The organism is Achromobacter sp. ACM03 (genome assembly GCF_014851665.1).
Taxonomy (GTDB): Bacteria; Pseudomonadota; Gammaproteobacteria; order Burkholderiales; family Burkholderiaceae_B; genus Achromobacter; species Achromobacter aegrifaciens.
The window spans coordinates 445,640-470,223 of record NZ_JACVAD010000003.1 but is presented as its reverse complement, the minus strand read 5'-3'; the positions used below and the strand labels follow the sequence as shown (position 1 = coordinate 470,223).

24 protein-coding genes and 2 tRNA genes are annotated in these 24,584 nt (G+C 65.3%); 15 read left to right on the top strand and 11 right to left on the bottom strand.

The annotated features are described in order from the left end of the window. The first annotated feature begins 1 nt into the window (after position 1). The 7 genes from IB257_RS17880 (at position 2) to IB257_RS17850 (ending at position 7,105) form a co-directional block, all read left to right on the top strand. Positions 2–1,741, top strand: a complete 1,740-nt coding sequence (locus IB257_RS17880; protein ID WP_175213856.1) for an L-aspartate oxidase — start codon at positions 2–4, stop codon at positions 1,739–1,741. Between the two features lie 12 nt (positions 1,742–1,753). Then, the gene (locus IB257_RS17875; RefSeq protein WP_054449999.1) at positions 1,754–2,689 is read left to right on the top strand and encodes a fumarate hydratase; all 936 of its coding nucleotides are present in this window, start codon (positions 1,754–1,756) and stop codon (positions 2,687–2,689) included. Further along, entirely contained in the window at positions 2,683–3,363 is a 681-nt protein-coding gene (locus tag IB257_RS17870) for a fumarate hydratase C-terminal domain-containing protein (protein WP_119452069.1), read from the top strand. The genes IB257_RS17875 and IB257_RS17870 overlap by 7 nt, the downstream gene beginning before the upstream one ends. Before the next feature lie 49 nt (positions 3,364–3,412). Beyond that, positions 3,413–4,246, top strand: a complete 834-nt coding sequence (locus tag IB257_RS17865) for an amidohydrolase family protein (protein ID WP_054450003.1) — start codon at positions 3,413–3,415, stop codon at positions 4,244–4,246. A 52-nt stretch (positions 4,247–4,298) separates the two neighbouring features. After that, positions 4,299–5,171 (top strand): LysR substrate-binding domain-containing protein, encoded by an 873-nt coding sequence (locus IB257_RS17860; RefSeq protein WP_054450007.1) that lies wholly within the window; start codon positions 4,299–4,301, stop codon positions 5,169–5,171. A 170-nt stretch (positions 5,172–5,341) separates the two neighbouring features. Then, a complete protein-coding gene (locus IB257_RS17855) occupies positions 5,342–6,343 on the top strand; it encodes a tripartite tricarboxylate transporter substrate binding protein (protein ID WP_192492639.1) in 1,002 nt (333 codons plus the stop codon). Between the two features lie 6 nt (positions 6,344–6,349). Next, positions 6,350–7,105 (top strand): sulfite exporter TauE/SafE family protein, encoded by a 756-nt coding sequence (locus IB257_RS17850; protein WP_370540111.1) that lies wholly within the window; start codon positions 6,350–6,352, stop codon positions 7,103–7,105. Positions 7,106–7,117: 12 nt separating this feature from the next. On the opposite strand, the gene IB257_RS17845 is transcribed toward IB257_RS17850, so the two are convergent. Continuing rightward, entirely contained in the window at positions 7,118–8,647 is a 1,530-nt protein-coding gene (locus IB257_RS17845; RefSeq protein WP_119452066.1) for a CoA-acylating methylmalonate-semialdehyde dehydrogenase, read from the bottom strand. Positions 8,648–8,766: 119 nt separating this feature from the next. Here IB257_RS17845 and IB257_RS17840 point away from each other — a divergent pair, with 119 nt between their 5' ends. After that, on the top strand, positions 8,767–9,732 hold the full coding sequence (locus IB257_RS17840) for a LysR family transcriptional regulator (RefSeq protein WP_192492638.1): 966 nt from the start codon (positions 8,767–8,769) through the stop codon (positions 9,730–9,732). On the opposite strand, the gene IB257_RS17835 is transcribed toward IB257_RS17840, so the two are convergent. The 6 genes from IB257_RS17835 to IB257_RS17810 all read right to left on the bottom strand — a co-directional run bounded on the left by IB257_RS17835 (position 9,729) and on the right by IB257_RS17810 (position 14,812). Beyond that, positions 9,729–10,730 carry a tripartite tricarboxylate transporter substrate binding protein gene (locus IB257_RS17835; protein ID WP_192492637.1) on the bottom strand — a complete coding sequence of 334 codons (1,002 nt, stop codon included), beginning with the start codon at positions 10,728–10,730 and terminating at the stop codon, positions 9,729–9,731. The two genes, IB257_RS17840 and IB257_RS17835, sit on opposite strands and share 4 nt — an antisense overlap. A 62-nt stretch (positions 10,731–10,792) precedes the next feature. Further along, complete coding sequence (locus IB257_RS17830) at positions 10,793–12,424, bottom strand: thiamine pyrophosphate-binding protein (protein ID WP_192492636.1); 1,632 nt, start codon at positions 12,422–12,424, stop codon at positions 10,793–10,795. Between the two features lie 113 nt (positions 12,425–12,537). Continuing rightward, positions 12,538–13,995 (bottom strand): catalase, encoded by a 1,458-nt coding sequence (locus IB257_RS17825; protein WP_054450017.1) that lies wholly within the window; start codon positions 13,993–13,995, stop codon positions 12,538–12,540. An 84-nt stretch (positions 13,996–14,079) separates the two neighbouring features. After that, entirely contained in the window at positions 14,080–14,313 is a 234-nt protein-coding gene (locus tag IB257_RS17820; RefSeq protein WP_192354634.1) for a hypothetical protein, read from the bottom strand. A 78-nt stretch (positions 14,314–14,391) separates the two neighbouring features. Next, positions 14,392–14,465 (bottom strand) — tRNA-Cys (locus IB257_RS17815). A 271-nt stretch (positions 14,466–14,736) separates the two neighbouring features. Beyond that, a tRNA-Gly gene (locus IB257_RS17810) sits at positions 14,737–14,812 on the bottom strand. A 229-nt stretch (positions 14,813–15,041) separates the two neighbouring features. Here IB257_RS17810 and murB point away from each other — a divergent pair. After that, complete coding sequence (gene murB, locus IB257_RS17805) at positions 15,042–16,088, top strand: UDP-N-acetylmuramate dehydrogenase (protein WP_119452063.1); 1,047 nt, start codon at positions 15,042–15,044, stop codon at positions 16,086–16,088. A 67-nt stretch (positions 16,089–16,155) separates the two neighbouring features. On the opposite strand, the gene dapB is transcribed toward murB, so the two are convergent. Next, a complete protein-coding gene (gene dapB / locus IB257_RS17800; RefSeq protein WP_054450025.1) occupies positions 16,156–16,947 on the bottom strand; it encodes a 4-hydroxy-tetrahydrodipicolinate reductase in 792 nt (263 codons plus the stop codon). 15 nt (positions 16,948–16,962) lie between these two features. After that, positions 16,963–17,499 (bottom strand): outer membrane protein assembly factor BamE, encoded by a 537-nt coding sequence (locus tag IB257_RS17795; protein WP_054450027.1) that lies wholly within the window; start codon positions 17,497–17,499, stop codon positions 16,963–16,965. A 152-nt stretch (positions 17,500–17,651) separates the two neighbouring features. On the opposite strand from IB257_RS17795, the gene fur reads away from it, so the two are divergent. Continuing rightward, on the top strand, positions 17,652–18,071 hold the full coding sequence (gene fur, locus IB257_RS17790) for a ferric iron uptake transcriptional regulator (RefSeq protein ID WP_043543731.1): 420 nt from the start codon (positions 17,652–17,654) through the stop codon (positions 18,069–18,071). A 142-nt stretch (positions 18,072–18,213) separates the two neighbouring features. Here fur and recN read toward each other — a convergent pair whose 3' ends face one another. Both recN and IB257_RS17780 read right to left on the bottom strand, forming a co-directional pair. Next, a complete protein-coding gene (gene recN, locus IB257_RS17785; RefSeq protein WP_119450762.1) occupies positions 18,214–19,869 on the bottom strand; it encodes a DNA repair protein RecN in 1,656 nt (551 codons plus the stop codon). Between the two features lie 13 nt (positions 19,870–19,882). Continuing rightward, entirely contained in the window at positions 19,883–20,782 is a 900-nt protein-coding gene (locus IB257_RS17780) for an NAD kinase (RefSeq protein ID WP_054450031.1), read from the bottom strand. A 141-nt stretch (positions 20,783–20,923) separates the two neighbouring features. On the opposite strand from IB257_RS17780, the gene hrcA reads away from it, so the two are divergent. The 5 genes from hrcA to IB257_RS17755 all read left to right on the top strand — a co-directional run bounded on the left by hrcA (position 20,924) and on the right by IB257_RS17755 (position 24,519). Next, entirely contained in the window at positions 20,924–21,928 is a 1,005-nt protein-coding gene (hrcA, locus tag IB257_RS17775) for a heat-inducible transcriptional repressor HrcA (RefSeq protein ID WP_054450033.1), read from the top strand. 45 nt (positions 21,929–21,973) lie between these two features. Further along, positions 21,974–23,089, top strand: a complete 1,116-nt coding sequence (gene hemH / locus IB257_RS17770; protein WP_054451294.1) for a ferrochelatase — start codon at positions 21,974–21,976, stop codon at positions 23,087–23,089. After that, positions 23,079–23,312, top strand: coding sequence for a hypothetical protein (locus IB257_RS17765; RefSeq protein ID WP_013391860.1), 234 nt, complete (start codon positions 23,079–23,081; stop codon positions 23,310–23,312). The genes hemH and IB257_RS17765 overlap by 11 nt, the downstream gene beginning before the upstream one ends. Positions 23,313–23,542: 230 nt before the next feature. Further along, positions 23,543–24,100, top strand: a complete 558-nt coding sequence (gene grpE, locus IB257_RS17760; protein WP_054450035.1) for a nucleotide exchange factor GrpE — start codon at positions 23,543–23,545, stop codon at positions 24,098–24,100. A gap of 14 nt (positions 24,101–24,114) precedes the next feature. Then, a complete protein-coding gene (locus IB257_RS17755) occupies positions 24,115–24,519 on the top strand; it encodes a thioredoxin family protein (RefSeq protein ID WP_054450037.1) in 405 nt (134 codons plus the stop codon). Positions 24,520–24,584 lie beyond the last annotated feature (65 nt).

Sequence of the window (24,584 nt, the reverse complement as noted above, 5' to 3'; positions counted from 1 at the left end):
GATGCGGATCGAGAACATCAAGACGGACATCCTTGTGCTGGGCACCGGCGGCGCGGGCCTGTTCGCGGCGCTGCACGCCAAGAAGGCGAATCCGTCGCTGCGCGTGACGGTGACGGTGAAGGGCCTGTTGGGCAAGTGCGGCTGTACCCGCATGGTCCAGGGCGGCTACAACGTCGCGTTGGCCGCCGGCGACTCGGTGGAACGCCATTTCATGGACACCATCGAGGGCGGCAAATGGCTGCCGCGCCAGGACCTGGCGTGGCGGCTGGTCGAAGGCGCCGTCGAGCGCGTGCGCGAACTGGAAAACGAGATCGGCTGCTTCTTCGACCGCAATCCCGACGGCACCCTGCATTCCAAGGCGTTTGCTGGCCAGAGCTTCGACCGCACTGTGCACAAGGCAGACCTGACGGGCATCGAGATCATCAACCGGCTCATGGAGCAGGTGCGGGCGCTGGACGTCGATGAACTGGAAGAGCATCGCGCCATCGAACTGATTCCCGCCGCCGACGGCTCTGGTATTTCCGGCGTGCTGTTCATCGACATGCGGACAGGCCTTTACCGCTACATCCAGGCCAAGGCCGTGCTGCTGGCAACGGGGGCGGGGCCGACCATGTACCGCTACCACACGCCTTCGGGCGACAAGACCTGCGACGGCCTGGCCATGGCGCTGCGCTACGGCTTGAAGCTGCGCGACATGGAGATGGTGCAGTTCCATCCCACCGGCCTGCTGGGCGGGCCGGACACGCGCATGACCGGCACGGTGCTGGAGGAGGGCCTGCGCGGAGCGGGCGGCTATCTGCTCAATGGCGACGGCGAGCGCTTCATGGCCAATTACGACAAGCGCGGCGAACGCGCCACGCGCGACGTGGTCAGCCGCGGCATCTACGCCGAAATGCGCGCAGGACGCACGGGGCCGATGGGCGGGGTCTACATCCAGATGAGCCATCTGGGCCCGGACAAGGTGGCCAAGACTTTTCCCGGCATGGTCAACCGGTGCAAGGACTGCGGCTTCGATCTGGCGGGCGGCAAGGTGGAGGTGGTGCCGACGGCGCACTACCTGATGGGTGGGGTCGAATTCAATGTGGACGGTTCAACCGCGTCGCCGGGCCTGTATGCGGCCGGCGAGGATTGCGGCGGCGTGCACGGCGCCAACCGCCTGGGTGGCAACGGCGTCGCCAATTCCACGGTGTTCGGCGGCATCGCGGGCGATGCGATGGCGGCCTACGTCGCGAAGTCCGGCCAGTGGCGCGACCCCGACCAGGGCGTCATCGCGCGCGGCATCGAACGCGCCGAGTTCCCGTTTTCCCGGCCCGCGGGCCGCATCCACGAGCTGCGCGACGCGCTCTCGCAAACCATGTGGGACGACGTAGGCGTGCTGCGCCGCCAAGAGGCCATGGCGCATGGCCTTGATGCCATTGCCGGCCACCGCGCCGCCTTGCGCGATATCGGCGTGGCGGACGGCGACCGCCGCTACAACCTGACCTGGCACGACTGGCTCAACCTGGAAAGCCTGGTCGACATTTCCAAGGTCATCACGGTCTCGGCGCTGGCGCGAGAGAACAGCCGCGGCGCGCACTACCGCGAAGATTTTCCCGAGGCCGGCGACCTGCACACCAGCTGCTACACGCGCGTGAGCGCGCAGGACGGCGAGGTGGCGCTGGAGATGGTTCCGGTTTCCTTCGACATCGTAAAACCCGGCGAATCGCTCATCGAGGGCGAGGCGGGCATTCCCCAGAGCTGAGGCACTCCAACCATGAGCATTCCTGTCCAGAAAGTTGAAGAGGCGGCGCTGGAGATCATGCGCCGCGCGGCCATCGAGATTCCGGCCGACTACAAGCGCGGCATCCAGGAGCTGCAGAAGAAGGAAACCGGCAAGCTGCCGCGTTTTGTCATCCACGCCATGGTGGACAACTGGGAAGCCGCCGATCAGGACCGGCGCCCAATGTGCGCCGACACCGGCCTGCCGCGCTACTACGTCAAGGTGGGCAACAACGCCTCGGTCGACAGCGGCTTCGTCGCCGTGGAACGCGCGCTGCGCCACGCCACGGCCGAGGCCACGGTCAGCGTGCCGCTGCGGCCCAACCGCGTGCATCCGCTCTGGCGTACCGACCATAACAACAACGTCGGCATCAATGCGCCAGAGGTCGAATGGTCCTTCGAGCCGGACTGCGACTGGATAGACATCACCACCGTGCACAAGGGCGGGTTGTTCGGCACCGACTACCGCATGCTGTTTCCAGGCGACGGCATAGACGGCATCAAACGCTTCGTGCTGGACACGCTGATCGCCTTCGGCAAGCGCGGGCTGGCCTGTCAGCCGGCCATCGTCGGCATCGGGCTGGGCGGCTCCAAGGACACCTGCATGCAGCTGGGCAAGCAGGCGGCCTGTCTGCGCACGGTCGGGGACCGCAATCCGGACCCCAAGGTGGCGGAGCTTGAACTGGAGCTGATGCAGCTGGGCAATTCCATCGGCATGGGCGCCATGGGTTTCGTCGGCTCCGGCATGGTGGTGGACTGCCATATCGAGTGCGGCTACACCCACACCGGGGGCATGCCCATCAGCCTGCACACTTTCTGCCTGTCTTCGCGCCGCGCCACTGCGCGGATCCATGCCAACGGGGAGATCGAGTACCGCACCGATCCCCAATGGTTCACGCCCTACATGCGCCGGGAGACGGTCGAATGGTAAGCAATGACGACGACATCAAGGTCTTTCATCTGGACCTGCCCGCCAGGCGCGAAGACATCGCCAAGCTGGAACTCGGCTCGGCCGTGTACTTGAACGGCGTGGTCTACACGGCCCGCGAAGGCGTATACAAGAAGGTGCTGGACCAGGGCTTGCCGCTGCCCGTGGACTTGCGCGCCATCAGCAACGTCAACTTCCATTGCTCGCCGGCGGCGGCGCCGGACGGTCGCGGCGGCTACAACGTGGGCGCCGTCACCGCCACCGCCTCGTTCCGATTCTCCAAGTGGATACCGCGTTGGCTGGAAGAGACCGGCTGCCGCATCCTGATCGGCAAGGGCGGGATGCCCGCCGACGATTACAAGCAGGTATTGGCGCCGGGCGGCGCGATCTACCTGACGACCGTGGGCTACGGCACGGGCGCACTTCTGGGCCGGGGCATCAAGCGCGTGCGCGAAGTGCATTGGCTGGACGAACTGGGCATAGCCCAAGCCATGTGGCTGTTCGAGGTCGAAAATTTCGGGCCCTTCATCGTCGAGAGCGACCTCGAAGGCAATTCGCTTTTCGCCCAGCACGCCGAGACCATCAATGCAGGCATCGAGAAACTCTACGCCGGGCTGAAGCCGCCCGCGCTGCACCGCTACGGCGAGACGGACGATCGCAAGGACGAAGTGATGTAGGCGTGCAAGCGCGGCCCGGGTAACTCCACCCCCTGACAAAGAGACTGCAATGATCATCGACTTTAGGCTGCGGCCGCCGGTAGGCGGCTTCCTGGATACGCTGATGTACTCGGCGGGAGAACGTCGCGATGGCTTTACGCGGACGGTGGGCTTCGAGCCCTCGGCCGCGGCGCAGCAGCAATCGATGGCGCTGCTGCTGAAAGAGATGGATGCCGCGCGGATAGACCGCGGCGTGGTCGTGGGACGCCTGGCCGGCGTGCTGGGCAGCGTGTCCAACGAGGACGTGCGAGGCATCGTGGCCGAGCATCCGGGCCGATTCATCGGCGCCGCCTCCATCGACCCCACCGACCGGCGCCGCGCGTGCCAGACCATCAGCCAGGCGGTGGAGGACGGCTTCAAGCTGATCAATATCGAGCCGGGCTCCTACCCGGTTCCCATGTACGCCGACGACAGACGCCTGTATCCGATCTACGGCCACTGCGAGGACCTGGGCGTGCCGGTGATCATGATGGTCGGAGGCACGGCGGGGCCGGACTTGAGCTATTCGGATCCGATACGGACCGACCGGGTGCTGGCGGATTTTCCCGCCCTGAACGTGGTGGTCGCCCATGGCGGGTGGCCCTGGGTCACTGAGATCCTGCACCTGGCGTTCCGGCGCCAGAACCTGTGGCTGTCGCCCGATATGTATTTTTCCCGCATGCCAGGCTGGGAGGAATACGTGAAGGCGGCAGACGGTTTTCTCTCGGACAGGATGCTTTACGCCAGCTCGTTCCCGTTCTGCCCGGTGCAAGGGTACAAAGAGTGGTTCGAGACCTTGCCGATCCGGGAAGATAATCTTGGGAAAGTCATGGGAGGGAACGCGCGGCGGCTGCTTGGCATCTGACGCGGCATACTCCTCCTTTCCGCAATGCCGTCTACACCAGGAACCTTCTTGCATGGATATCCGCACGCTCTACACGCTGATCGCGATTGCAGACCACGGCAGTTTCGCCGAGGCCGGCAATACCATCGGCCTGTCGCTGTCGGCGGTGAGCATGCAGGTTCGCGCGCTCGAGGACGAGCTGGGCATCACGATCTTCGACCGCAGCCGGCGTCCGCCCATCCTCACGGACACGGGGTTGGCGCTGGTGCACCGGGCGCGCGACCTGATCGCGCATTGGGAAAGCATGAGCGCCGCCTTGAAGAAGGGTACTTCGTCGGGATTGCTCAGGCTCGGCAGCGTCCATACCTGTGTGTCGGGCGTGCTGCCGCTGGCGCTGCGGCACCTGCAGAAGCAGGGCCACGGCCTGGAGGTCCATGTCACCACGGGACTCACGCACGACCTGGAGCGCGCCATCTATCACCGCCAGCTGGACGTGGCGATCGTGACCGAGCCCGATGCGCCGCGCTCGGGCCTGGATTTCCTGCCGTTCGTCGAGGAACAACTGGTCGTCATCGCCCACCGCTCGGTCAAGGGCGCCAGCGATCAGGAGATCCTGGAGCAGAATCCCTATGTCCGTTTCAATCGTTCGGCGCGCGTGGGGCATCTGGTGCAGGAAGAGATGGTGCGCAGGCGCATCACCGTGCGTTCGACCATGGAGATCGACAACCTGGAAGGCGTGATCGCCATGGTGGCCAATGGCCTGGGCGCATCGGTGGTGCCGGCCTGCCGCGGCAGGAACGAGTTTCCGCCGGGCATCCGCGTCATTCCGTTCGGCTCGCCCACGGTCACTCGTCGCCTGGGCATCCTGGCGCCGAAGGAGAACCCGCGGGCCCATCTTACGCAGTTGTTGCTCGACGCATTGAAGTCAGTCTGTGCCGGCCAGTAGTTCTTAGTCCGGTAGTTCTGTAGTTCAGCAGCCTAGTAGTCCGCAGAAAAACACCGCAACGTCCCGAAAAATCGAGCCATCGGCCCGAGGGTCAGTTGCTGCCTGGCGAATCGTCAGCCGGCCGAACGCCGACCCGCTACGCCGTCCCGCGAACTGAAGGAGACAAAGCCATGAAGAACCAAACTCAACCCAATATTGCGCGCCGCCGCATCGTCAAGACGCTGGGCTGTGGCCTCGCGCTTACGCCGTTTATCGCCCTTCCGGCGCGAGCCGACTGGCCGGCGGACAAGGTCATACGCATGATCGTCCCGTTTTCGGCGGGCGGGGCCACCGACCTGCTGGGCCGCGCGTTGGCGGCCGAATTGGGCAAGGGCCTGAAGCAGAGCGTAATCGTCGAGAATCGCGCGGGCGCTGGCGGCAGCGTGGGCGCGCAGGCTGTCGCCAGCGCGCCGGCGGACGGCTATACGCTGTTGCTTGCGTCGGGCAGCATGTTCACGGTCAACCAGTTCATCTACAGCAAGCTGCCTTACTCGCTGACGGATTTCAGTCCCATCGGCAAGGTGGCAAACGGACCCATGGTCATCACCGTCAATGCCAACCTGCCGGTCAAGAACACGCGCGAGCTGATCGAGTACGCCCGCGCCAGGCCTGGCAAACTCAGCTTCTCGTCCGCGGGCGTGGGCAGCCAGACGCACATGGCGGGCGAAGCTTTCAGCGATGCGGCCGGGATCGAACTCATGCACGTCCCGTACAAGGGCGAGGGGCCGGCCTACACCGACCTCATGGCGGGCGTGATCGAAGTCGCCGTGGGCAATATCAATGCCATCGTGCCGTTGCTCAAGGGAGGACGCCTGCGGGCGCTGTCGGTGACGGGCAAGGAACGTTCCGCGTTGCTGCCGGACGTGCCGACCACGGCCGAGGATGGAGTGCCGGGGTTCGAGTTCACGGGGTGGTTCGCCCTGCTGGCGCCGGCGGGCACGCCCCAGGCTTCGGTCGACCGGCTGCTGGCCGATGCCAGGACGGCGGTGGCGCAGCCCAACATGCAGCGCTATCTGGCTGACCAGGGGATGTCGGCGACCATCGTGCCTGCCGCCGCGCTCAAGGAGGAGATCGCCAGGGAGTCCGCCAAGTGGAAGGCGCTGGTGGAAAAGAAGAAGATCACCGCAAGCTGAATCCGCATGATGCCGCCCGATACGCTCGCCTTTGCCGCACCCGTCGTCCTTGCCGCCTATGTCGTCTTCGGGATGACGGGATTCGGCGCGGCCATGGTGGCCGTGCCGCTGCTGGTCCAGTTCATGCCCTTGCAGTTCGCGGTTCCGCTGGTGGTGCTGTTCGACCTGGCCTGCACCGCGCTGGTGGGCGGCAGCAACTGGCGGCGCGTTTCCCTGGTCGAACTCAAGCGCCTGTTTCCCTGGCTGCTGCTGGGGATAGGGCTGGGTGTGACGCTGCTGCACAACGCCGGCGCTCGCTGGCCTTTGGTCCTGCTGGGCAGCTTCGTGCTGGCGGTGTGCATCAAGGGCCTGCGGGGCGCGCGCGGGGCCAAGCCGTCGGCGCCGCTGAATACTTTCTGGGCCTTGCCGTTCGGCGTGTTCGGCGGCATCTTCAGTGCGCTGTTCGGGACCGGCGGGCCGATCTACACCATCTATCTGTCGCGCCGGCTGGATGCGCTGGACCAGTTCCGCGCCACGATCTCGGTGGTCATCCTGGCCAGCGGCCTCATCCGGGCGGCGGCCTTTGGCGCCGCCGGACTGTATGCGCAGCCGGAAATCCTGTTCGCGGCCGCCGTGCTGCTGCCCGTGGCCCTGATCGGCCTGTACGGCGGATCCCGCCTCAGGGTTCGGGTGTCCCCGGAACTGCTGAAGCGGGCCATCTTCGTTCTGCTCGCGATAGCGGGCGCAGGCGCCATCTATCGCGGATGGGTCTCGCCTGCGTGAGACAGGCTGCCGTTACTTGGCCGTCGGCATGGCGAACTCGGCGCCCTTGCCAATGCTTTCGGGCCAGCGCTGCATGATCGACTTCTGCCGCGTGTAGAAGCGCACGCCTTCTTCGCCATAAGCGTGCATGTCGCCGAACAGGCTGCGCTTCCAGCCGCCGAATCCATGCCAGGCCATGGGCACGGGGATGGGTACGTTGATGCCCACCATGCCAACCTCGATGCGGCGGCCGAACTCGCGCGCGACGTTGCCGTCGCGGGTGAAGCAGGCCACGCCGTTGCCGAATTCGTGGGCATTGATGAGATCCACGGCTTCTTTCAGATCCTTCACGCGCACGCAGCCCAGCACCGGGCCGAAGATCTCTTCCTTGTAGATGCGCATGTCCGGCGTGACGTGGTCGAACAGCGTGCCGCCCATCCAGAAACCGTCGCCGCAGCCTGCGCCTGCCTGAGAACCCTGGAAGCCGCGGCCGTCCACCAGCAGTTGCGCGCCTTCCTGCACGCCCAGATCGATATAGCCGCTGATGCGCTCATGCGCGGCGCGGGTCACGATGGGGCCCATCTCGGCCGCGGGGTTCTCGCCGTCCAGCACCTTCAGCGTCCTGGTGCGCTCGATCAGTCTGGGCAGCAGCCGGTCGGCCACGTCGCCCACCAGCACCGCCACGCTGATCGCCATGCAGCGCTCGCCGGCCGAGCCGTAGCCGGCGCCGATCAGGGCGTCGACCGCCTGGTCGATGTCGGCGTCCGGCATCACGACCATGTGGTTCTTGGCGCCGCCCAGGGCCTGCACGCGCTTGCCATGGCGTGCGCCGGTCTCGTAGATGTAGTTGGCGATGGGCGTGGAACCGACGAAGCTGATGGCTTTCACGTCCGGGTGTTCCAGCAGCGCATCAACCGCCACCTTGTCGCCCTGCACCACGTTGAACACGCCGTCGGGCAGCCCCGCTTCGCGCAGCAGTTCGGCGATGCGCAGCGATGCGCTGGGGTCGGTGGGGCTGGGCTTGAGCACGAAGGTGTTGCCCGCCGCGATCGCCACCGGGAACATCCACATGGGTACCATCACCGGAAAGTTGAACGGCGTGATGCCCGCCACCACGCCCAGCGGTTGGCGCAGCGTCCAGTTGTCGATGCCGGTGGAAACCTGCTCGGTGTGGGCGCCCTTCAGCAACTGGGGAACGCCGCAGGCGAACTCGACGATGTCGATGCCGCGAGTGACTTCGCCTTGCGCATCGCTGAAAACCTTGCCATGCTCGGCGGTGATCAGGTGGGCAAGTTCGTCGCGATGCTTGTTCATCAGTTCAAGAAACCTGAACAGCACGCGGGCGCGGCGGATGGGAGGGGTGTCCGCCCATTGCGGAAATGCCGCCCGGGCGCTGGCCACGGCGCGGTTCACCTCGTCGGGCGTGGCCAGCGCCACCTGCTTGGCGACGGCGCCCGTGGCCGGGTTGTAGACGGGCTGGCGGCTGCCTGTCCCGTCGACGAGGCTGCCGCCGATATAGTGTCCGGCATCGCGGGATTGGGCGCTGGCATTGCTTGCGGTCATGGCTGGCTCCTGGGCTCATGCATGGTGTTCTGGAGCTGGCAATGTCGCGCATTGCCGCCCGGACGTCGAGACCGCAGGGCTGGAATCAGTGTTTGATGTTTCGAACAATGGAGCAAGGCATGACGAAAACCAGGCGTCTGGAAGATCTGTGGTCGCATATCCATTGCCTTGGGGTGCTGGCCGATACCGGCAGCTATACGGCGGCCGCGCGCCGCCTGCAGATCAGCAAGGCGTCGGTGAGCCAGCGCATCGTGGAACTGGAGCAGGCGGCTGGCGTCCCCCTCGTGCGCCGCACCACCCGCAGCGTCGGCCTGACCGAGGCGGGGCAGAGCCTGGTCGACCAGACCGCGGCGGCCTTTCTGCGCATCGAAGAGGGCTTCTCGGCCGTGCGGGACCTGTCCGAGGGGCCGCGCGGCGTGCTGTCCGTGACCGCACCCGTAGCCCTGGGACGTCAGGTCATTGCGCCGCTGATACCCGGATTCCTGAAGAATTTTCCCGACGTGCGGATCCAGCTGGAACTCAGCGACCATCTGGCGTCCCTGGCTACCGAAGGCTTCGACCTGGCCATCCGGCATGTGGCCGGCGTGCCGGACACGCACGTCGCGTCGGTCATCTGCGAGACGCGCTCCGTGCTGGTTGCGGCCCCGGAGTACCTGGCGCAGCACGGCACGCCGAAGACGCCGATGGATCTGGCCGCCCACAATTGCCTGCATTACCTGCGGCGCAGCGGCAGCGCTACCTGGTCGTTCGAGTCGCGTGACGGAGACAAGCGCGTGGCGGTTCCGGTGCGCGGCAGCTTCACCGCGAACAACAGCGAAGTGCTGCGGGAGGTGGCTGTCGGATCCCTGGGGATCGCGCTGGTGCCGGATTTCAGCGCCAACCAGGCCCTGCGCAGCGGAGAGCTGGTCGAGGTCCTGCGCGGGTGGCGCGTGGTGGGCGAATATGCAGAACGGCTGTACGCAGTCAGGCCCTACACACCGCGCGTGCCGCTGACCGTATCCTCATTCGTCGGTTACCTGCGCGAGGCGATCCCGGCGTCCGCCGGACTTGGCGGACCGCCAGGAGCGGGCAATGAGGCGGGTTAATTGACTTGCAACCCGGCCTTGGCCACAAGGTCGGCATAGATCGCGGCTCCCTGGCTGACGTATTTTTCCGTTTCCGCGGGGGACAGGACGTGGGGGATGCCGCCGAAGTTGGCGTTGCCGGCGATCCACTTCGGATCCTGTGCGATCTGCTTGAGCACGTCGGCCCATTTGACCACCGCTTCGGGACTCATGCCCGGCGGCCCGAACAGTCCGCTCCAGCCTACGACAGCTTCGAGTTGAGGCAGCCCCAGCTCGCGCGCGGTCGGGATGTCGGGGAACTGCGCCAGGCGGTCGGGCGTGGTCGTCAGCAGGGCGCGCAGCTTGCCGCTGGCAAGTATGCCCGTCATCGAACTCAGGTTATTGCAGGCGAAGTCCGCATCCTTGCTGAGCACCGCCAGCGCGACTTCGTTGCCGCCCTTGTAGGGGACGTTGACCACGGCCTCGGATTTCAGGCCGAGGCTGCTGAGCAGCAGCTGCGGCGCAAGATTCTGCACCGTGGCCGGACCGGAATGGCTGTAGTTGAGCTTGCCGGGATGGGCCTTCAAGGCCTGTGCCAGATCGCCGATTGTCTTGTAAGGGCTGTCCGGATGCACCACACAGACCACGGGGTTCAGCTCCAGCAGTCCGATGTACGTGAAGTCCCGGGCGGTATAGGGCGTGGTCTTGGGTTGTAGCGCGGGCAGCAGGACCTGGGAGCCTATCCGGCCGACGAGCAGGGTGTAGCCGTCGGGAGCGGCGTTCTTCACGGCGGCCGAGCCGATCGCGCCGTTCGCCCCGGCCTTGTTGACGACGACCAGCGGCTGGCCAAGCAGGCCTTGCGCGGCGGCGGACAAGTTGCGGGCCGCCATGTCGGCGTCGCCGCCCGCGCTGAACGGCACGATGAGCTGGACGGGTTTGGCGGGATAGGCTTGGGCGGTTGCCAGGCCCGGAAGCGCGGCCAGCATGCAAATCGCGGCGCGAGCGAACGCGCCCGGCCAGAGGCCGGTAGGTCTCATCATGAGAAGTCTCCTGTCGTGCTAAGGGACGAAACCGGACTGCAGCTGGGCTCGATGCTTCGAGGTCAATGACCGGTCGCGGACTGCGTTGATGCGCTGAAAACCGGAGCGGGTTCGCCCGCCAGGGATACGTTGATACATGCGGGCAGCCGGCTGTCCGCCGCCGCGCGCAGCGCGGTGGCGAGGCTGTCGCTGTCCCGGGCGGCGTAGCCGGCTCCGCCAAGCGCCGCGGCGACTTCGTGGTAGCGCGCGGTCGGCGCGAGTTCGCAGCCGATCAGCCTTTGCGGACCGTAGGTGCGCATCTGGATCAAGTGTTCCGCGTTCCAGCGCAGGTCGTTGCCGACCACGGCGACGATCGCGGCGCGCTCGCGTACGGCCGTGTCCAGCTCCATCAGGTGAAAGCCCGCCGTGCCGTCGCCCATGAGCACGGCCACGGTGGCCTCTGGTTGTGCGATCTTGGCGGCGATGGCGTAGCAGATGCCTGCGCCGATCGCGCCCGACATGCCGTTGATGATGCGCACCGGCGCCTGGCAGTATGCCTGCGCCCACTGGCCGAATTCGCCGCCGTCGCAGACCAGGATGGGATTGGGGGCGGACGTGAGAAACGCTTGGACCGCTTCACATAGCGCGCGCGGCCCCAATGCTCCATCGGCGCAAGCCGCGGCGCCCAGAGTGTTCCGGTTGCGCAGCGCTTCGTCCACGCGCGCGCGCCACGAGGCGCGCGCGGCCGGGGCTGGCGCCGCTGGCAATGCCGGCAGCACGGTGTAGGGATCGCCCTGCAGGGCTAGAGCCAGGCGGTCGCCCAGCAGGCGGGCCGCGCGTTCCAGCATCGCGGGGTCGGGGTCTATCGCCACGACCCGGGCCGTCTTGCCCAGCGCGCCCGTGCCGCCGAAGCCCAGCGTGAAGTCCAGGCACTTGCCGGCCAGCACGATGAGGTCCGCCTGCGGAATGATTTCGGCCAGGGAGCCCAGGGAAGGGTCCTTCAGGCCGCGCGGGCTTTCCATGGGGATGAGGTGCACGCCTAGCGTTGCTTCCAGCTTCTCGCGAACCGCGCGCATGTGCGGACGCGCTCCGGTGGGGCCTGCCAGCAACAGGGGGCGCTGTGTCGAGTCAAGCAGCGCGGCGAGCTGTTCCAGGCCGGCTGCGTCCACTGCAGCGGGCTCGCGCTTCGGTGTAGTGGCGGGCAGTTCTGCCAAGCCCGTCTCCGCGGTCATCAGGTCGAAGGGCAGGGCCAGATGAACCGGTCCGCGCCGTGGGGCAAGCGCTTGCGCGACCGCGCGGTCGAGCGCGGGATAAAGCTCCTGCACGGTCCGCGGACGCAGCGATAGCTTGGTCAAGGAACGGGTGATGGAAACCTGGTCCAGTTCCTGGAACGCGCCCATGCCGTCTTCTCCTACCGAGGAGTCGCCGGAGATGAGGAGCACGGGGCTTTCCGCCTGCGACGCCGAGTAAAGCGGCGCCAGGCCATTGGTGATGCCGGGCGCGGCGGTCAGCATCGCGACGCCAAGCTCGCCGGTGATCTGGGACCAGGCGTCCGCCATGAAGACGGCGGCCGCCTCATGCCGCACATGGATGATGCGGATGCCTGCATCGATACAGGCATCGTAGAGCGGCATGATCTGATTGCCGGACAGGCTGAAGATGGTCTTGACGCCCAGGCGATGCAGCGTACGGATAATCAACTGGGATCCAAGCACCTGTCTCTCCGCTGGGGCTGCGTCGGCTGTGCGCCGCGCGCCTGTTTTTTACCGGCTATGGGAGAGTTCAGTGTATCGGCTATCCGTGGCGGGTTGGTTGATGTTTTTTGAACCTAGGGGGCGGCCCGCGGACGGTCTTGTTCCGTCTGCGCGACCGCGTCGCGCACGCCTTGCCCATAGGCCGGGTCTGCCCGGGTGCAGTTGGCGATATGGCGTTCGATGACTTCCCTGGAGGCGCCGCGGATCGCGCGCGCGGTGTTCTGGAACAGTCTCTGTTTTTCGTCCGCCGCCATCAACCGGAACAGGTTGCCGGGCTGGGAGTAGTAGTCGGTATCTTCCCTGTGATCCCAGCGGGCCGCGGCGCCGCTGATCTCCAGCGGCGGTTCGGAATAGTCCGGCTGCGCCTGCAGGACGCCATGGCTGTTGGGCGTGTACGCGGGCGTGCTGCCGCCGTTGCCATCCACGCGCATCGCTCCGTCGCGGTGATAACTGTGAAATGGGCAGCGAGGCGCGTTCACCGGGATCTGCGGGTAGTTCACGCCCAGCCGATAGCGCTGCGTGTCGCCATACGAGAACAGGCGGCCCTGCAGCATCTTGTCCGGAGAGAAGCCAATGCCGGGCACGATTGCTGCGGGACTGAACGCGGCTTGTTCGACCTCGGCGAAGAAATTCTCGGGGTTTCGATTGAGCTCCAGGACGCCGACTTCGATCAGCGGATAGTCCTTGTGCGGCCAGACCTTGGTCAGGTCGAAGGGGTTGAGATGATAGGTATGGGCTTCGGCGTCGGGCATGATCTGTACATACAGGGTCCAGCGCGGAAACTCGCCGCGTTCGATCGCTTCGTACAGGTCACGCTGATTGCTTTCGCGGTCCGCCGCGATGACCTGACCGGCCTCGGCGTCCGTCAGGTTCCGGATGCCCTGCTGGGTCTTGAAGGTGAACTTGACCCAGAAGCGCTCGCGGGCGGCGTTGATGAAGCTATAGGTATGGCTGCCGAAGCCATGCATGTGGCGATAGCTCTTCGGAATGCCGCGGTCGCCCATGATGAGCGTCACCTGGTGCAGGGTCTCGGGCAGCAGCGTCCAGTAGTCCCAGTTGTTCTGCGGGCTGCGCATGCCGGTGCGAGGATCGCGTTTGACGGCCCGGTTCAGGTCGGAGAATTTCAGCGGATCGCGCACGAAGAAGACCGGCGTGTTGTTGCCGACCAGGTCCCAGTTGCCCTCCTCGGTATAGAACTTGAGCGCGAATCCGCGGATGTCGCGTTCCGCGTCGGCCGCGCCGCGTTCGCCCGCCACGGTCGAGAAGCGGGCGAACATTTCGGTCTGCTTGCCTACCTGGCTGAAGATCCTGGCCTTGGTGTAGCGCGTGATGTCATGGGTGACGGTGAACGTGCCGAAGGCGCCGGCTCCCTTGGCGTGCATGCGCCGCTCGGGGATCACTTCGCGGTCGAAGTGCGCCATCTTTTCCAGGAACCAGACGTCCTGCAACAGCGCCGGCCCGCGCCGGCCGGCGGTCATCGTGTTGTCGTCGTCGGGCACGGGGGCGCCGAACGCGGTGGTGAGTTTGCTCATGATGGGCTCCTTGCGTGGTTCAACGGGGCAGCGGCCTTCAAGAGCGGGAGCATCGCAACGGGCTCGGATCCGGCCGCGCCAATCTCAGACGTAGTGCTCGATGGGGGAATGGTCTTCCAGGCGCAGCACACGACCATCGATGACGAGGGACGGCAGGCGGGTGATGCCAAGCGCCCGGGCCTGGGCGGCGGACCCGGGCTGCCGCGCGAGATCGAATGATTCGTAGCGATGCTGAGGCGTCGCGAAGGCCGCGGCCATGTTGCGGTCTATGCCCAGGCAGAGATTGCAACCGTCGTGGAACAGGGTGACTTGAATCAAGGCGATCTCCTTGGCGTGCCGCCAGGGCGGCTGCGTCCCGGCACCCGTGCCTCATGGGCCGACATGCCAGGCTGGTCTTGGAGGCGCGGGCTGGAATCGAACCAACCTCAGGAGATTTGCAATCTGCCGCATGACCACTCTGCCACCGCGCCGTTTTGTTTGTCCTAGGACGTAATGAATGGTACGGAAGCCGGGCAGGGCGCGGGCTTCTTCGAATCCACGAAAATTGTCCTGGCGTCCAGCATGAATGACGCAGGCCAAGGCCGCGTATGTCATAGGGCGTGTGACAGTGGGGGGACGGAGAGGGTGGCGCAATATGGCCGCAGGCAGCGTGGGGAGATGCCCGCGTTGCGAGCAGAAATGAAAAAAGGGCCCGAAGGCCCTTTCTCAAGGATTTCCAGAAAGAATCTGGAAATCAGAATTTGGAGCGGGAGACGAGTCTCGAACTCGCGACCTCAACCTTGGCAAGGTTGCGCTCTACCAACTGAGCTACTCCCGCATGGGTTCTGCACTTGAAACAGCCAGAACCTGTTTTCTTATTCACTCTGATCAACTTGGTTATCGATCAGAAGGCGCGCATTCTACATGATTTTTTTGAGCTTGTCTTGGCCTGGACTTATTTGGGTCTGTTCACTGCAAGCAGTTTGCGAACAAAGCCTGAAATTCAGGGCAAGCACTCAATCAAGTAATATGAGCGAAGACAGAAACTATAGCAATCCGCAGCATCCATGTCAAATTCTCCCGCCAAAGTTCTTCCGTCCCCAGCCTTGTCGCCCGTCAGCCAGGATCTCACCCGGCTGAATACGTTGGGCCTGGCGTCGCGGGCCGGGGCCTTTGTGACCCTGGAAGATGCGGCGCAGTTGCCGGCGTTGTCGCAGCTGGCGCACGAGACGTCTTCCCTGCTGGTGCTGGGGGGAGGCAGCAATCTGGTATTGCCGAGCCAGGTGCAGGGATTGGTGGCTCGCGTCGCGTTCAAGGGCGTGCGCTTGCTGGAAGCTCGTCCGGATGCCTGGCTGATCGAGGCGGCGGGCGGCGAGACCTGGCACGGCTTTGTCGAAACCTGCGTGAACCAGGGCTGGGACGGGCTGGAAAACCTGGCGCTGATCCCGGGTACGGTGGGCGCGGCACCGGTGCAGAACATCGGCGCTTACGGCGTTGAACTGCAGGAGCGTTTCCACAGCCTGACCGCCTGGGACGTGCGCGCAGGGCGCCTGGTCGAAATGAGCGCGGCCGATTGCCGCTTTTCCTACCGCGACAGCGTGTTCAAGCACGACGAGCCCGGACGCTGGGTCATCGTGAGTGTGCGTTTCGCCTTGCCCCGGCCCTGGCGGCCTGTGCTGGGCTACCCTGATTTGCAGCGCCACGCGCGGCTGGCGGCGGGACAGCCGAGCGCCCGCGATATCTTCGACGCGGTGTGCGAGATCCGCCGCGCCAAGCTGCCCGATCCGGCGGTGACGGGCAACGCAGGCAGTTTTTTCAAGAACCCTATCGTGTCGGCGCAAGTGCGGGACAGGCTGCTGGACCGTTTTCCCGGTCTGGTGTCCTACGTCCAGCCCGACGGCGGCTACAAGCTGGCGGCCGGCTGGCTGATAGACCAATGCGGCTGGAAGGGCCGCTCGCTGGGGGCCGCGGGCGTGCATGAGCGCCAGGCTCTGGTACTGGTCAATCGCGGCGGGGCCACGGCGGCCGACATCATGGGCTTGGCGCATGCCATCCAGGCCGCGGTGTCCGAGCGCTACGGCGTGCGGCTCGAACCGGAACCCGTGGTGGTGTGAGGCCGTTTGGGCCGGGCAAGAAAAAAGGACCCCGCAGGGTCCTTTTTTGCAGGCGAGGGCTTGGGCTTCAGAGGCCCAGCACCGATTGCATGTCGTAAAGGCCGTTGTGCTTGCCTTCCAGGAAGCGGGCGGCGCGCAGGGCGCCTTCCGCGTAGGTGGCGCGGCTGGCCGAGCGGTGCGTGATCTCGATGCGTTCGCCGGTGCCGCAGAAGGACACGGTGTGGTCGCCGACGATGTCGCCGCCGCGCAGCACCGAGAAGCCGATGGTGCCCGGCTTGCGCACGCCGGTATCGCCGTGGCGGCTCCAGGTGGCGACGTCCGGCAGGGCCACGTTCCAGGCCGAAGCGATGGTTTCGCCCATTTTCAGCGCGGTGCCCGAAGGCGCGTCGACCTTGTTGCGGTGGTGCGCTTCGAAGACTTCGACGTCGTAGCCGGAGTTCAGGATGCGAGCGGCCATGTCCAGCAGCTTGAGCGTGGCGTTCACGCCCACGCTCATGTTGGGCGCGAAGACGATGCCGATCTTCTGGGCGGCGACTTCGATCGCGGCGCGGCCGTTGTCGTCGAAACCGGTGGTGCCGATGACGGCGTTCACGCCGTGCTTGACGCAGGCCTGCAAGTGTTCAAGCGTGCCTTCGGGGCGGGTGAAGTCGATCAGGCAGTCGGCCTGGGCCAGGGCGTCGAGGTCATCGGTGATGGCCACGCCCGTCTGCTTGCCCAGCGGCGCGCCGGCGTCCTGGCCCAGCGCGGCCGAGCCCTGGCGGTCCAGCGCCACGGCGAGCTGCAGGCCGGAGGCGTTCAGCACGGCTTCGATCAGCATCTGGCCCATACGGCCGCTGGCGCCGGCAATTGCGATACGCATAGATAGTCCTTGGTGTTACTTGAGCGGCTCTGGGGCGTTGCCGGGCTGGCCAGGGTACTGGTTGAGGGGGCTGACCGGGGCGGCGGAGTCGCGCTTGCGCTGGTCTTCCTCTTCCTTCTGGCGGGTTTCTTCTTCGATGAGGCGCTTGTCTGCCTTTTCGTCGGCGACGGCGTTGGGCGTATTGATCTGGTAAGGCTGCAGTTCTGGCTGCTTGTCGCCTTCCCAGCGGGTCAGGCGGTCGTTTTCGAACCAGACGGTGAATTTGCGTTCCTGGGCGTCGCCGTAGCCAGGCTTGTAGTAGTAGGGGTAGTCCCAGCGGTTGGCGTGCAGCACGCTGGTCAGCGTGGGGCTGCCAAGGGCGAAGCGCACCTGCTCGCGCGTCATGCCGGGCTGCAGCAGGGCGACCTGCTCCTGGGTGATCCAGTTTCCTTGCTGGACGCCGGCCTTGTAGGGGAAGCCCCACTTGTCCCCCGAGCATCCAGCCAGGGCGACGGCCAGAGCGGCCACCGCCAGGCCGGTCTTCAGCGAGCGGGAGGGAATTCGTGCAATCATGGACACTACGCGCCCCTATTATTTGGAAGCAGACAAAACCGTTATCATAAAGGTTTCATAAGGATAGTTCCGCGTGGCGGCATGATTTCGGTGAGCCGGCTCGCGGTGAACCTATCCTGCCCATGCCAACGCGGACGGAGAGCGATTACACCATGAGCGACCAAAGCGAACTGAAGAACATGGGTTTGAAGGCGACGTTTCCCCGCCTGAAAATTCTTGATATTTTCCGGAAATCGGATCAACGGCACCTGAGCGCCGAAGACGTCTATCGCGCCCTTATCGGCGAAAACGTCGAAATCGGGCTGGCCACCGTCTATCGCGTCCTGACCCAGTTCGAACAGGCCGGCATCCTTGCCCGCAGCCAGTTCGACAGCGGCAAGGCGGTGTTCGAGCTCAACGACGGCGATCACCACGATCACCTGATCTGCACGAATTGCGGCAAGGTGGTCGAGTTTTCGGACCCCGAAATCGAAAAGCGTCAGCAAAAGATTGCCAAGGACAACTCCTTCGCGCTGGAAAGCCACGCCATGGTGTTGTATGGCATCTGCGGCAGTTGCATGAAGGGCCGCTGATCCGGCCCTGCCTACGGCCCGCGGCTACGCTCGCAGCGGGTCCGTGAGATCCAAATCCCCTTCAATGTGAAGGGGATTTTTTTATGGCGCGAATCGGCCCTGTTTTTGCCGGCGTCCCGCCGTAAAGCGGCGGGCCAGCGCTTCAGTTCTGCCCGAAACCTTCCAGCATTTCGCGGGCGTGTTCGCGGGTGGTCGCGGTGAGCTTGATGCCGCCCAGCATGCGCGCGATTTCCTCGACGCGGGAGGAAGCGTCCAGTTCCTCGATGCTGGAGCGGGTGGCGCCGCGCGATTCCGCCTTGCTGACCAGGAATTGGTTGTTGGCGCAGGCCGCGACCTGGGGCAGGTGGGTCACGCACAGCACCTGATGACGTTCGCCGAGCTCGCGCAGCAGCTTGCCGACGGCCTCGGCCACCGCGCCGCCCACCCCGCTGTCGACTTCATCGAAGATCAGCGTCGGCACGCGCGCAGCGCGACTGGCGATGACCGACAGCGCCAGCGAAATCCGCGACAGTTCGCCGCCCGAAGCCACCTTGGCCAGCGGCCGCGGCGTGGTGCCGGCATGGCCGGCCACCAGGAATTCAACCTGCTCGTTGCCGTGCGCGGACGGCGCCGATTCGGCCAGCGTGGGTTCGAACTTGCCGCCCTGCATGGCCAGCGTCTGCATGGCTTGCGTGACCTGCTTGCCCAGGTCCTTGGCGACCTTGCGGCGCGCCGTCGTCAGCTTGGCGGCCGTGGCGTCGTATTGCGCCTGCGCAGCTTGCGTCTGGGCGCGCAGGGCATCGATGTCGCCCGCGGCTTGCAGCGCCTTGAGCTGCGCATGCAGCGTGTCGCGCAGCTCGCAAAGCGCGTCGGGCTCGACGCGGAATTTGCGAGCGGTTTCGAATACCAGGCCCAGGCGCGCCTCGACCGCTACGAGCCGCTGAGGATCGAGATCGACTCGGCTGACGTAGTTGTTCAGGTCCGATACGGCCTCGCTGATCGCGATGCGGGCCGATTCCAGTTCATCGTAGACGCCCTGCAAGCCGGGATCGTGGCGCAGCATCTGCTGGATGCGGTGGTTGGCCGCGGTGAGCCGGTGGTGCGCGGAATCGCCTTCGCCGTCCAGCCCTTCGAGGATCTGGTTGGCGCCATCCAGCAGGGATTGCGAATGCGACAGGCGGGTGTGCTCGGACTGCAGCGCATCCCATTCGTCGGGACCGAGATTCAGCTGATCGAGTTCGTCGACCTGCCATTGCAGGCGGTCGCGTTCGGTAGCCAGGCTTGCGGCGTCCTTTTCGGCGGATTCCAGCTGGCGCGCCAACGCGCGCCATTGCTTCCAGGCCTGGCCGACCGAGTTGCGCAGTTCGCCATGGCCGCCGTGGGCATCCAGCAGGTCGCGCTGGGCGTCGGCGCGCATCAGGCTCTGGTGCGCATGCTGGCCGTGGATGTCGACCAGGCTGTCGCCCAGTTCGCGCAATTGCGCCACGGTGGCCGGCGTGCCATTGATGTAGGCGCGGCTGCGGCCCTGGGCGTCGATGACGCGGCGCAGGGACAGTTCCGTGTCGGCGTCGATCTCGCGCTCTTGCAGCCAGGCGATCAGGCCCTTGGGGGTATCGAAGACCGCGGTGATGTCGGCGCGCGGCGCGCCCTCTCGCAGCATGCTGGCGTCGCCGCGTTCGCCCAGCGTGAGCGCCAGCGCGTCCACCAGTATGGATTTGCCTGCGCCGGTCTCACCGGAAAAGACGGTAAAGCCGGGGCCGAAATGGATCTCGGTCTGTTCGACGATGACGAAGTCGCGGATATGCAGGGTGCGCAGCATGTCGGGGCGCTTACTACTCTACGTTGTCAGAGGCTTCGGGCATCAGGTTCCAGTGCAGCTTGCGGCGCAGGGTGGAGAAGAAGCTGTAGCCTTCGGGATGCACGAAGCGGATGGTATAGGGCGCGCGCTGCACGACGATGCGGTCGCCCGGCTGCAGGTCGGACCAGGTCTGCATATCGAAATGCACGCTGGCGCCGACTTCCACGCGGCCCATGGCCGTGAGCGTCATGTTCAGCACGCCGGAGTCGGGAATGACGATGGGGCGGTTGGACAGGGTTTGCGGCGCCACCGGCACCAGCACCATCGCGTTCATGCCCGGATGCAGGATGGGACCGTTGGCCGACAGCGCATACGCGGTGGAGCCCGTAGGCGTGGCGATGATCAGGCCGTCGGCGCGCTGCGTGTACATGAAGGCGCCGTCCAGCTCCACCCGCACTTCGATCATGCCGCCGCGTCCCGCGCGGTTCAGCACCACGTCGTTCAGGGCCGACGCGGAATACATTTTCTGATCGCCGCGCCACACGCTGCCTTCCAGCAGCATGCGTTCCTCGATCTGGAAGCTGCCTTCGAGCACGCGCGCCAGCGCGCCATGCGCGTCCTGCAACGCGATGTCGGTGATGAAGCCCAGGCGTCCGTGGTTGATGCCAACCAGCGGCATGCCATAGGGAGCAAGGTGGCGGCTGGCGCCCAGCACGGTGCCGTCGCCGCCCATGACGACGGCCAGCGACGCGGTCTTGCCGATTTCCTCGAGCGTGGCGACGGGGTATTCGGTCAGCCCGGTGTTGCGCGCCGTGTCCGCATCGATGAGCACCTGCCGGCCCGCTTGCGTCAGCGCGTGGGCGAGTGCTCTCAGCGGTGTGTCCAGGCCGGTGTCCTGGTATCTGCCGATCAGGGCTACGGTAGGAAAATGCATGGCTGCTTGCGTATCAAAAAAGGCCGGACCAGAAGCCGAAACCTGCCCGGAATGGGCGGTTTAGCCGATTATATGGGGCCGCATATGTGCTTGCGGGACAAAAATCGCCTCAATTGAAAAAGATTCCCTAAAATACTTGTTATGGATGACCGCGCACGCGCACTACTGAAAGCGTTGATCGAACGCTATATCGCCGATGGGCAGCCAGTCGGCTCGCGGACGCTATCGAAAGTATTCGACTTGTCCCCGGCCACGATCCGCAATGTGATGGCGGATCTCGAAGAACTGGGACTGATCCACAGCCCGCACACCTCCGCCGGCCGCGTGCCCACGCCGCGGGGCTACCGCATGTTCGTCGATTCGCTGCTGGCGGTGCAGTCCTACCAGCTCGAACCGCACAACATGGGCGAGATGCTGGCGGCCGCCGAACCCACGCGCGCCGTCAATGCCGCCGCGGCCCTGCTGTCCAACCTGACCCAGTTCGCGGGAGTGGTGCTCACGCCCAAGCGCGCCCAGGTGTTCCGCCAGATCGAATTCATCCGCCTGTCCGATAAGCGCGTGCTGCTCATCATCGTCACGCCCGACGGCGATGTTCAAAATCGCATCCTTTTCGTTCAGCGCGACTATGCCGAAGCGGAACTGCTGGAAGCCGGCAATTTCTTCAACATGCATTTCGCCGGCAAGTCCTTCAATGTCGTGCGGCAAACCCTGTCGACCGAACTGGCGCAATTGCGCGAGGACATCTCGCGCCTGATGCAGGCCGCGGTCGAAGCCAGCGCGGAAGCCGCCGAGGACGGCGATGCCATGGTCATTTCCGGCGAGCGCAAGTTGCTGGACGTGACCGACATCGCCTCCGACATGGACCGCCTGCGCAAGATGTTCTCGCTGTTCGAGAAAAAGACCGACCTGCTGCAGCTCCTGGACGTGTCCACCCGCGCCCAGGGCGTGCAGATCTACATCGGCGGCGATTCGCAGCTGGTGCCGATGGAAGAGGTCTCGGTCATCACCGCGCCTTACGGCGTGGACGGCAAGGTCGTGGGCACGCTGGGCGTGATCGGTCCCACGCGCATGGCCTACGAACGCGTCATTCCCATCGTGGATATCACGGCGCGCTTGCTGTCCAACGCCCTCAGCCACAACCAGTAGGTCCATCCGAAGCTACGTCCTCCTTGCGGAGGAAGGGGAGTGTTTGTGTTTCTTCGCCTGTTCAAGTACCTGTGGCCTGAGCGCTATCTGCCGGAACCCGAGCAGGAGGACCCCTTCAACGAAGACCCCGCGCCTCGCGGGCCGGCCAAGGTCGGCGTGCTGCTGGTGAACCTGGGCACCCCGGACACCCCGGGTAAGCAAGACATACGCAAATACCTGGGCGAGTTCCTGTCCGACCCGCGCGTGATCGAGATCCCGCGCTATCTGTGGAAGCCCATCCTGCATTGCCTGGTGCTGACGATGCGGCCCAAGAAGCTGGAGCCGCGCTACGCCGGCGTCTGGATGAAGGAAGGCTCGCCCCTGATGGTGTATAGCCAGCGACAGGCCGATGGTGTGCGCGCGGCCCTGGCCGAGGCCGGAATCGACGCCGTGGTGGAGCTGGGCATGCGTTACGGCAACCCCTCGATCCCGGACGCCATTTCCCGGCTGCGCCGGCAGGGCTGCGAACGCATACTGACCGTCCCGCTCTATCCGCAGTACGCCGCCAGCACCACCGCCACGGTGGTGGATGCGGTCACCCGCCATGCCGGCCGCCTGCGCGACCAGCCCGAGCTGCGCTTCATCAAGCGTTTCCACGAAGAGCCGGCCTATCTGGACGCGCTGGCCGGTCGCATCGAACGCTATTGGCAAGAGCACGGCAAACCGCAGAAGCTGGTCATGAGCTTTCACGGCCTGCCGCGCTATTCGATCGAACTGGGCGACCCGTACTACCGCGACTGCATGGAAACGGCGCGCCTGCTGGGCCAACGCCTGTCGCTGCCGCGCGAACAGGTCGAGGTGACCTTCCAGAGCCGTTTCGGTACGGCCCGCTGGCTGGAGCCCTATACCGAACCGACCCTGAAGGCGCTGGCCGCCGCCGGGGTTACCGAGGTCGATGTGGTGTGCCCGGGTTTTGTGGCAGACTGTCTGGAAACCCTGGAAGAGATCAGCCTGGAGTGCCGCGACGCCTTTATCGGGGCCGGCGGCAAGCGTTTCCGCTACATCCCGGCGATCAACGACGATCCGGCCTGGATCGCAGGGCTGGCCGACCTGGTGGCACGCCACTTGCAGGGGTGGCCCACGCAAATCACGGACTTGAAGGAGAAGGCGCATGCACCATGATCCCAAGACTGGAAAGATCGTCAAAAAGGGGCAGGTCAGTACCCCGGTGGACGAAGATCAGGTGGAACACGAACTGGACGAGGCGCTTGCCGAGACCTTCCCCGCCAGCGACCCCATCGCGATCAGCCCCGAGCCGGACGAGGACCGCGCCGTGGACCGCGCCCTGAAGGACAGTTTTCCCGCCAGCGACCCGGTGGCGCCCGCACAGCCGCACAAGAAATAGCCTGGCGCAGAGGGCGTCCGCCATTTGCCGGATGGCGTCGAAAAGCGCTGAATCTATGCTTGCAGTCTGAGATTTGACGGCATTTGGCAGAAATTGGGCGGATTTCTGATTACATTCCGCCTGCCTCTGCTGGCTGGCGCCGTCAGGGAATATTTGCTTTCCCGGGCTTGAAATAGGGGTATTGGCCCCCATTCATGTCTGCGAAAGCCATACTTTTTGGAGGATTCCCCATGACGGCACCCAACGAGCCTGTAGATCAGACGCCCGAAGTCGGCCAGAACGCCGATGCGGCCTCCGCCGCCGAGGACGCCGTGCAGGCCGAGCTGAACGAGTTGCGCGCCCAGCTGGACGCCGCCCAGGCTACCGTCAATGAGCAGCAGGACCAGCTTTTGCGCATCCGGGCCGAAGCCGAGAACGTGCGCCGCCGTGCACAGGAAGACGTGTCCAAGGCGCGCAAGTTCGGCATCGAGTCGTTCGCGGAAAGCCTGGTCCCGGTCAAGGACAGCCTGGAAGCAGCGCTGGCCCAGCCTGAGCAAACCGTTGAAACCCTGAGCGAAGGCGTCCAAGTGACCCTCAAGCAGCTGACGGCCGCCTTCGAGCGCAATCTGCTCAAGGAAATCGCGCCGGCACAGGGCGACAAGTTCGACCCGCACCTGCATCAGGCCATTTCGTCCATCCCCGCCGAGCAGCCCGCCAATACCGTGGTCCAGCTGCTGCAAAAGGGCTACGCCATCGCCGACCGGACCTTGCGCCCCGCGCTGGTCGTGGTGTCCGCCGGCCAGGGCTGAGCAGGCGGCGCGCCATGACGGATCCCCGGTTCGACCCCGCCCAGATATTCCAGGTGTTCGGCATGCGGCACGTCGACACCGAGGGATTCGACGCGGCGGTGGTGCAGGCGCCGGGGACGGATCTGCGCTGCGTGTTCCTCTGGGGACAGGATTGCTATAACTGCAATATTTTCAAGCAGACCGCCTTGCTGCACCGGGACGCGCTGCTGGAGCTGGGGCTGACCTGGTTCGAAGCCGACGTCTACGCGGACGAAGCGCTGGGAAGGCGCTTCTCGCTGCATGGTGTCCCCACTTTTGTGCTGTACCGCGCTGGCAAGCGGCTGGGCCGCGTCACCGGCTGGCCCGGCCTGCCGCAGTTCACCGCGGCCATGCGCCGCCTGCAGGAAACGGCTGTAGAAAATTCCGGCCAGGCGTCTTGAAAAACCCTGCGGGCAGCCCCAGTTATGTGGGGACAAGAAGTTTCTCCCTATTTTCATAGATTCAA

Coding starts and splice junctions, on each gene's coding strand:
- IB257_RS17795 (WP_054450027.1), bottom strand. CDS start 17,499: ATGATTGCACGAATTCCCTCCCGCTCGCTGAAGACCGGCCTGGCGGTG.
- IB257_RS17850 (WP_370540111.1), top strand. CDS start 6,350: ATGATGCCGCCCGATACGCTCGCCTTTGCCGCACCCGTCGTCCTTGCC.
- hrcA (WP_054450033.1), top strand. CDS start 20,924: ATGGATGACCGCGCACGCGCACTACTGAAAGCGTTGATCGAACGCTAT.
- IB257_RS17835 (WP_192492637.1), bottom strand. CDS start 10,730: ATGATGAGACCTACCGGCCTCTGGCCGGGCGCGTTCGCTCGCGCCGCG.
- fur (WP_043543731.1), top strand. CDS start 17,652: ATGAGCGACCAAAGCGAACTGAAGAACATGGGTTTGAAGGCGACGTTT.
- IB257_RS17825 (WP_054450017.1), bottom strand. CDS start 13,995: ATGAGCAAACTCACCACCGCGTTCGGCGCCCCCGTGCCCGACGACGAC.
- IB257_RS17860 (WP_054450007.1), top strand. CDS start 4,299: ATGGATATCCGCACGCTCTACACGCTGATCGCGATTGCAGACCACGGC.
- dapB (WP_054450025.1), bottom strand. CDS start 16,947: ATGCGTATCGCAATTGCCGGCGCCAGCGGCCGTATGGGCCAGATGCTG.
- grpE (WP_054450035.1), top strand. CDS start 23,543: ATGACGGCACCCAACGAGCCTGTAGATCAGACGCCCGAAGTCGGCCAG.
- IB257_RS17880 (WP_175213856.1), top strand. CDS start 2: ATGCGGATCGAGAACATCAAGACGGACATCCTTGTGCTGGGCACCGGC.
- IB257_RS17845 (WP_119452066.1), bottom strand. CDS start 8,647: ATGACCGCAAGCAATGCCAGCGCCCAATCCCGCGATGCCGGACACTAT.
- IB257_RS17875 (WP_054449999.1), top strand. CDS start 1,754: ATGAGCATTCCTGTCCAGAAAGTTGAAGAGGCGGCGCTGGAGATCATG.
- IB257_RS17870 (WP_119452069.1), top strand. CDS start 2,683: ATGGTAAGCAATGACGACGACATCAAGGTCTTTCATCTGGACCTGCCC.
- IB257_RS17780 (WP_054450031.1), bottom strand. CDS start 20,782: ATGCATTTTCCTACCGTAGCCCTGATCGGCAGATACCAGGACACCGGC.
- IB257_RS17755 (WP_054450037.1), top strand. CDS start 24,115: ATGACGGATCCCCGGTTCGACCCCGCCCAGATATTCCAGGTGTTCGGC.
- IB257_RS17840 (WP_192492638.1), top strand. CDS start 8,767: ATGACGAAAACCAGGCGTCTGGAAGATCTGTGGTCGCATATCCATTGC.
- IB257_RS17855 (WP_192492639.1), top strand. CDS start 5,342: ATGAAGAACCAAACTCAACCCAATATTGCGCGCCGCCGCATCGTCAAG.
- recN (WP_119450762.1), bottom strand. CDS start 19,869: ATGCTGCGCACCCTGCATATCCGCGACTTCGTCATCGTCGAACAGACC.
- IB257_RS17765 (WP_013391860.1), top strand. CDS start 23,079: ATGCACCATGATCCCAAGACTGGAAAGATCGTCAAAAAGGGGCAGGTC.
- IB257_RS17865 (WP_054450003.1), top strand. CDS start 3,413: ATGATCATCGACTTTAGGCTGCGGCCGCCGGTAGGCGGCTTCCTGGAT.
- murB (WP_119452063.1), top strand. CDS start 15,042: ATGTCAAATTCTCCCGCCAAAGTTCTTCCGTCCCCAGCCTTGTCGCCC.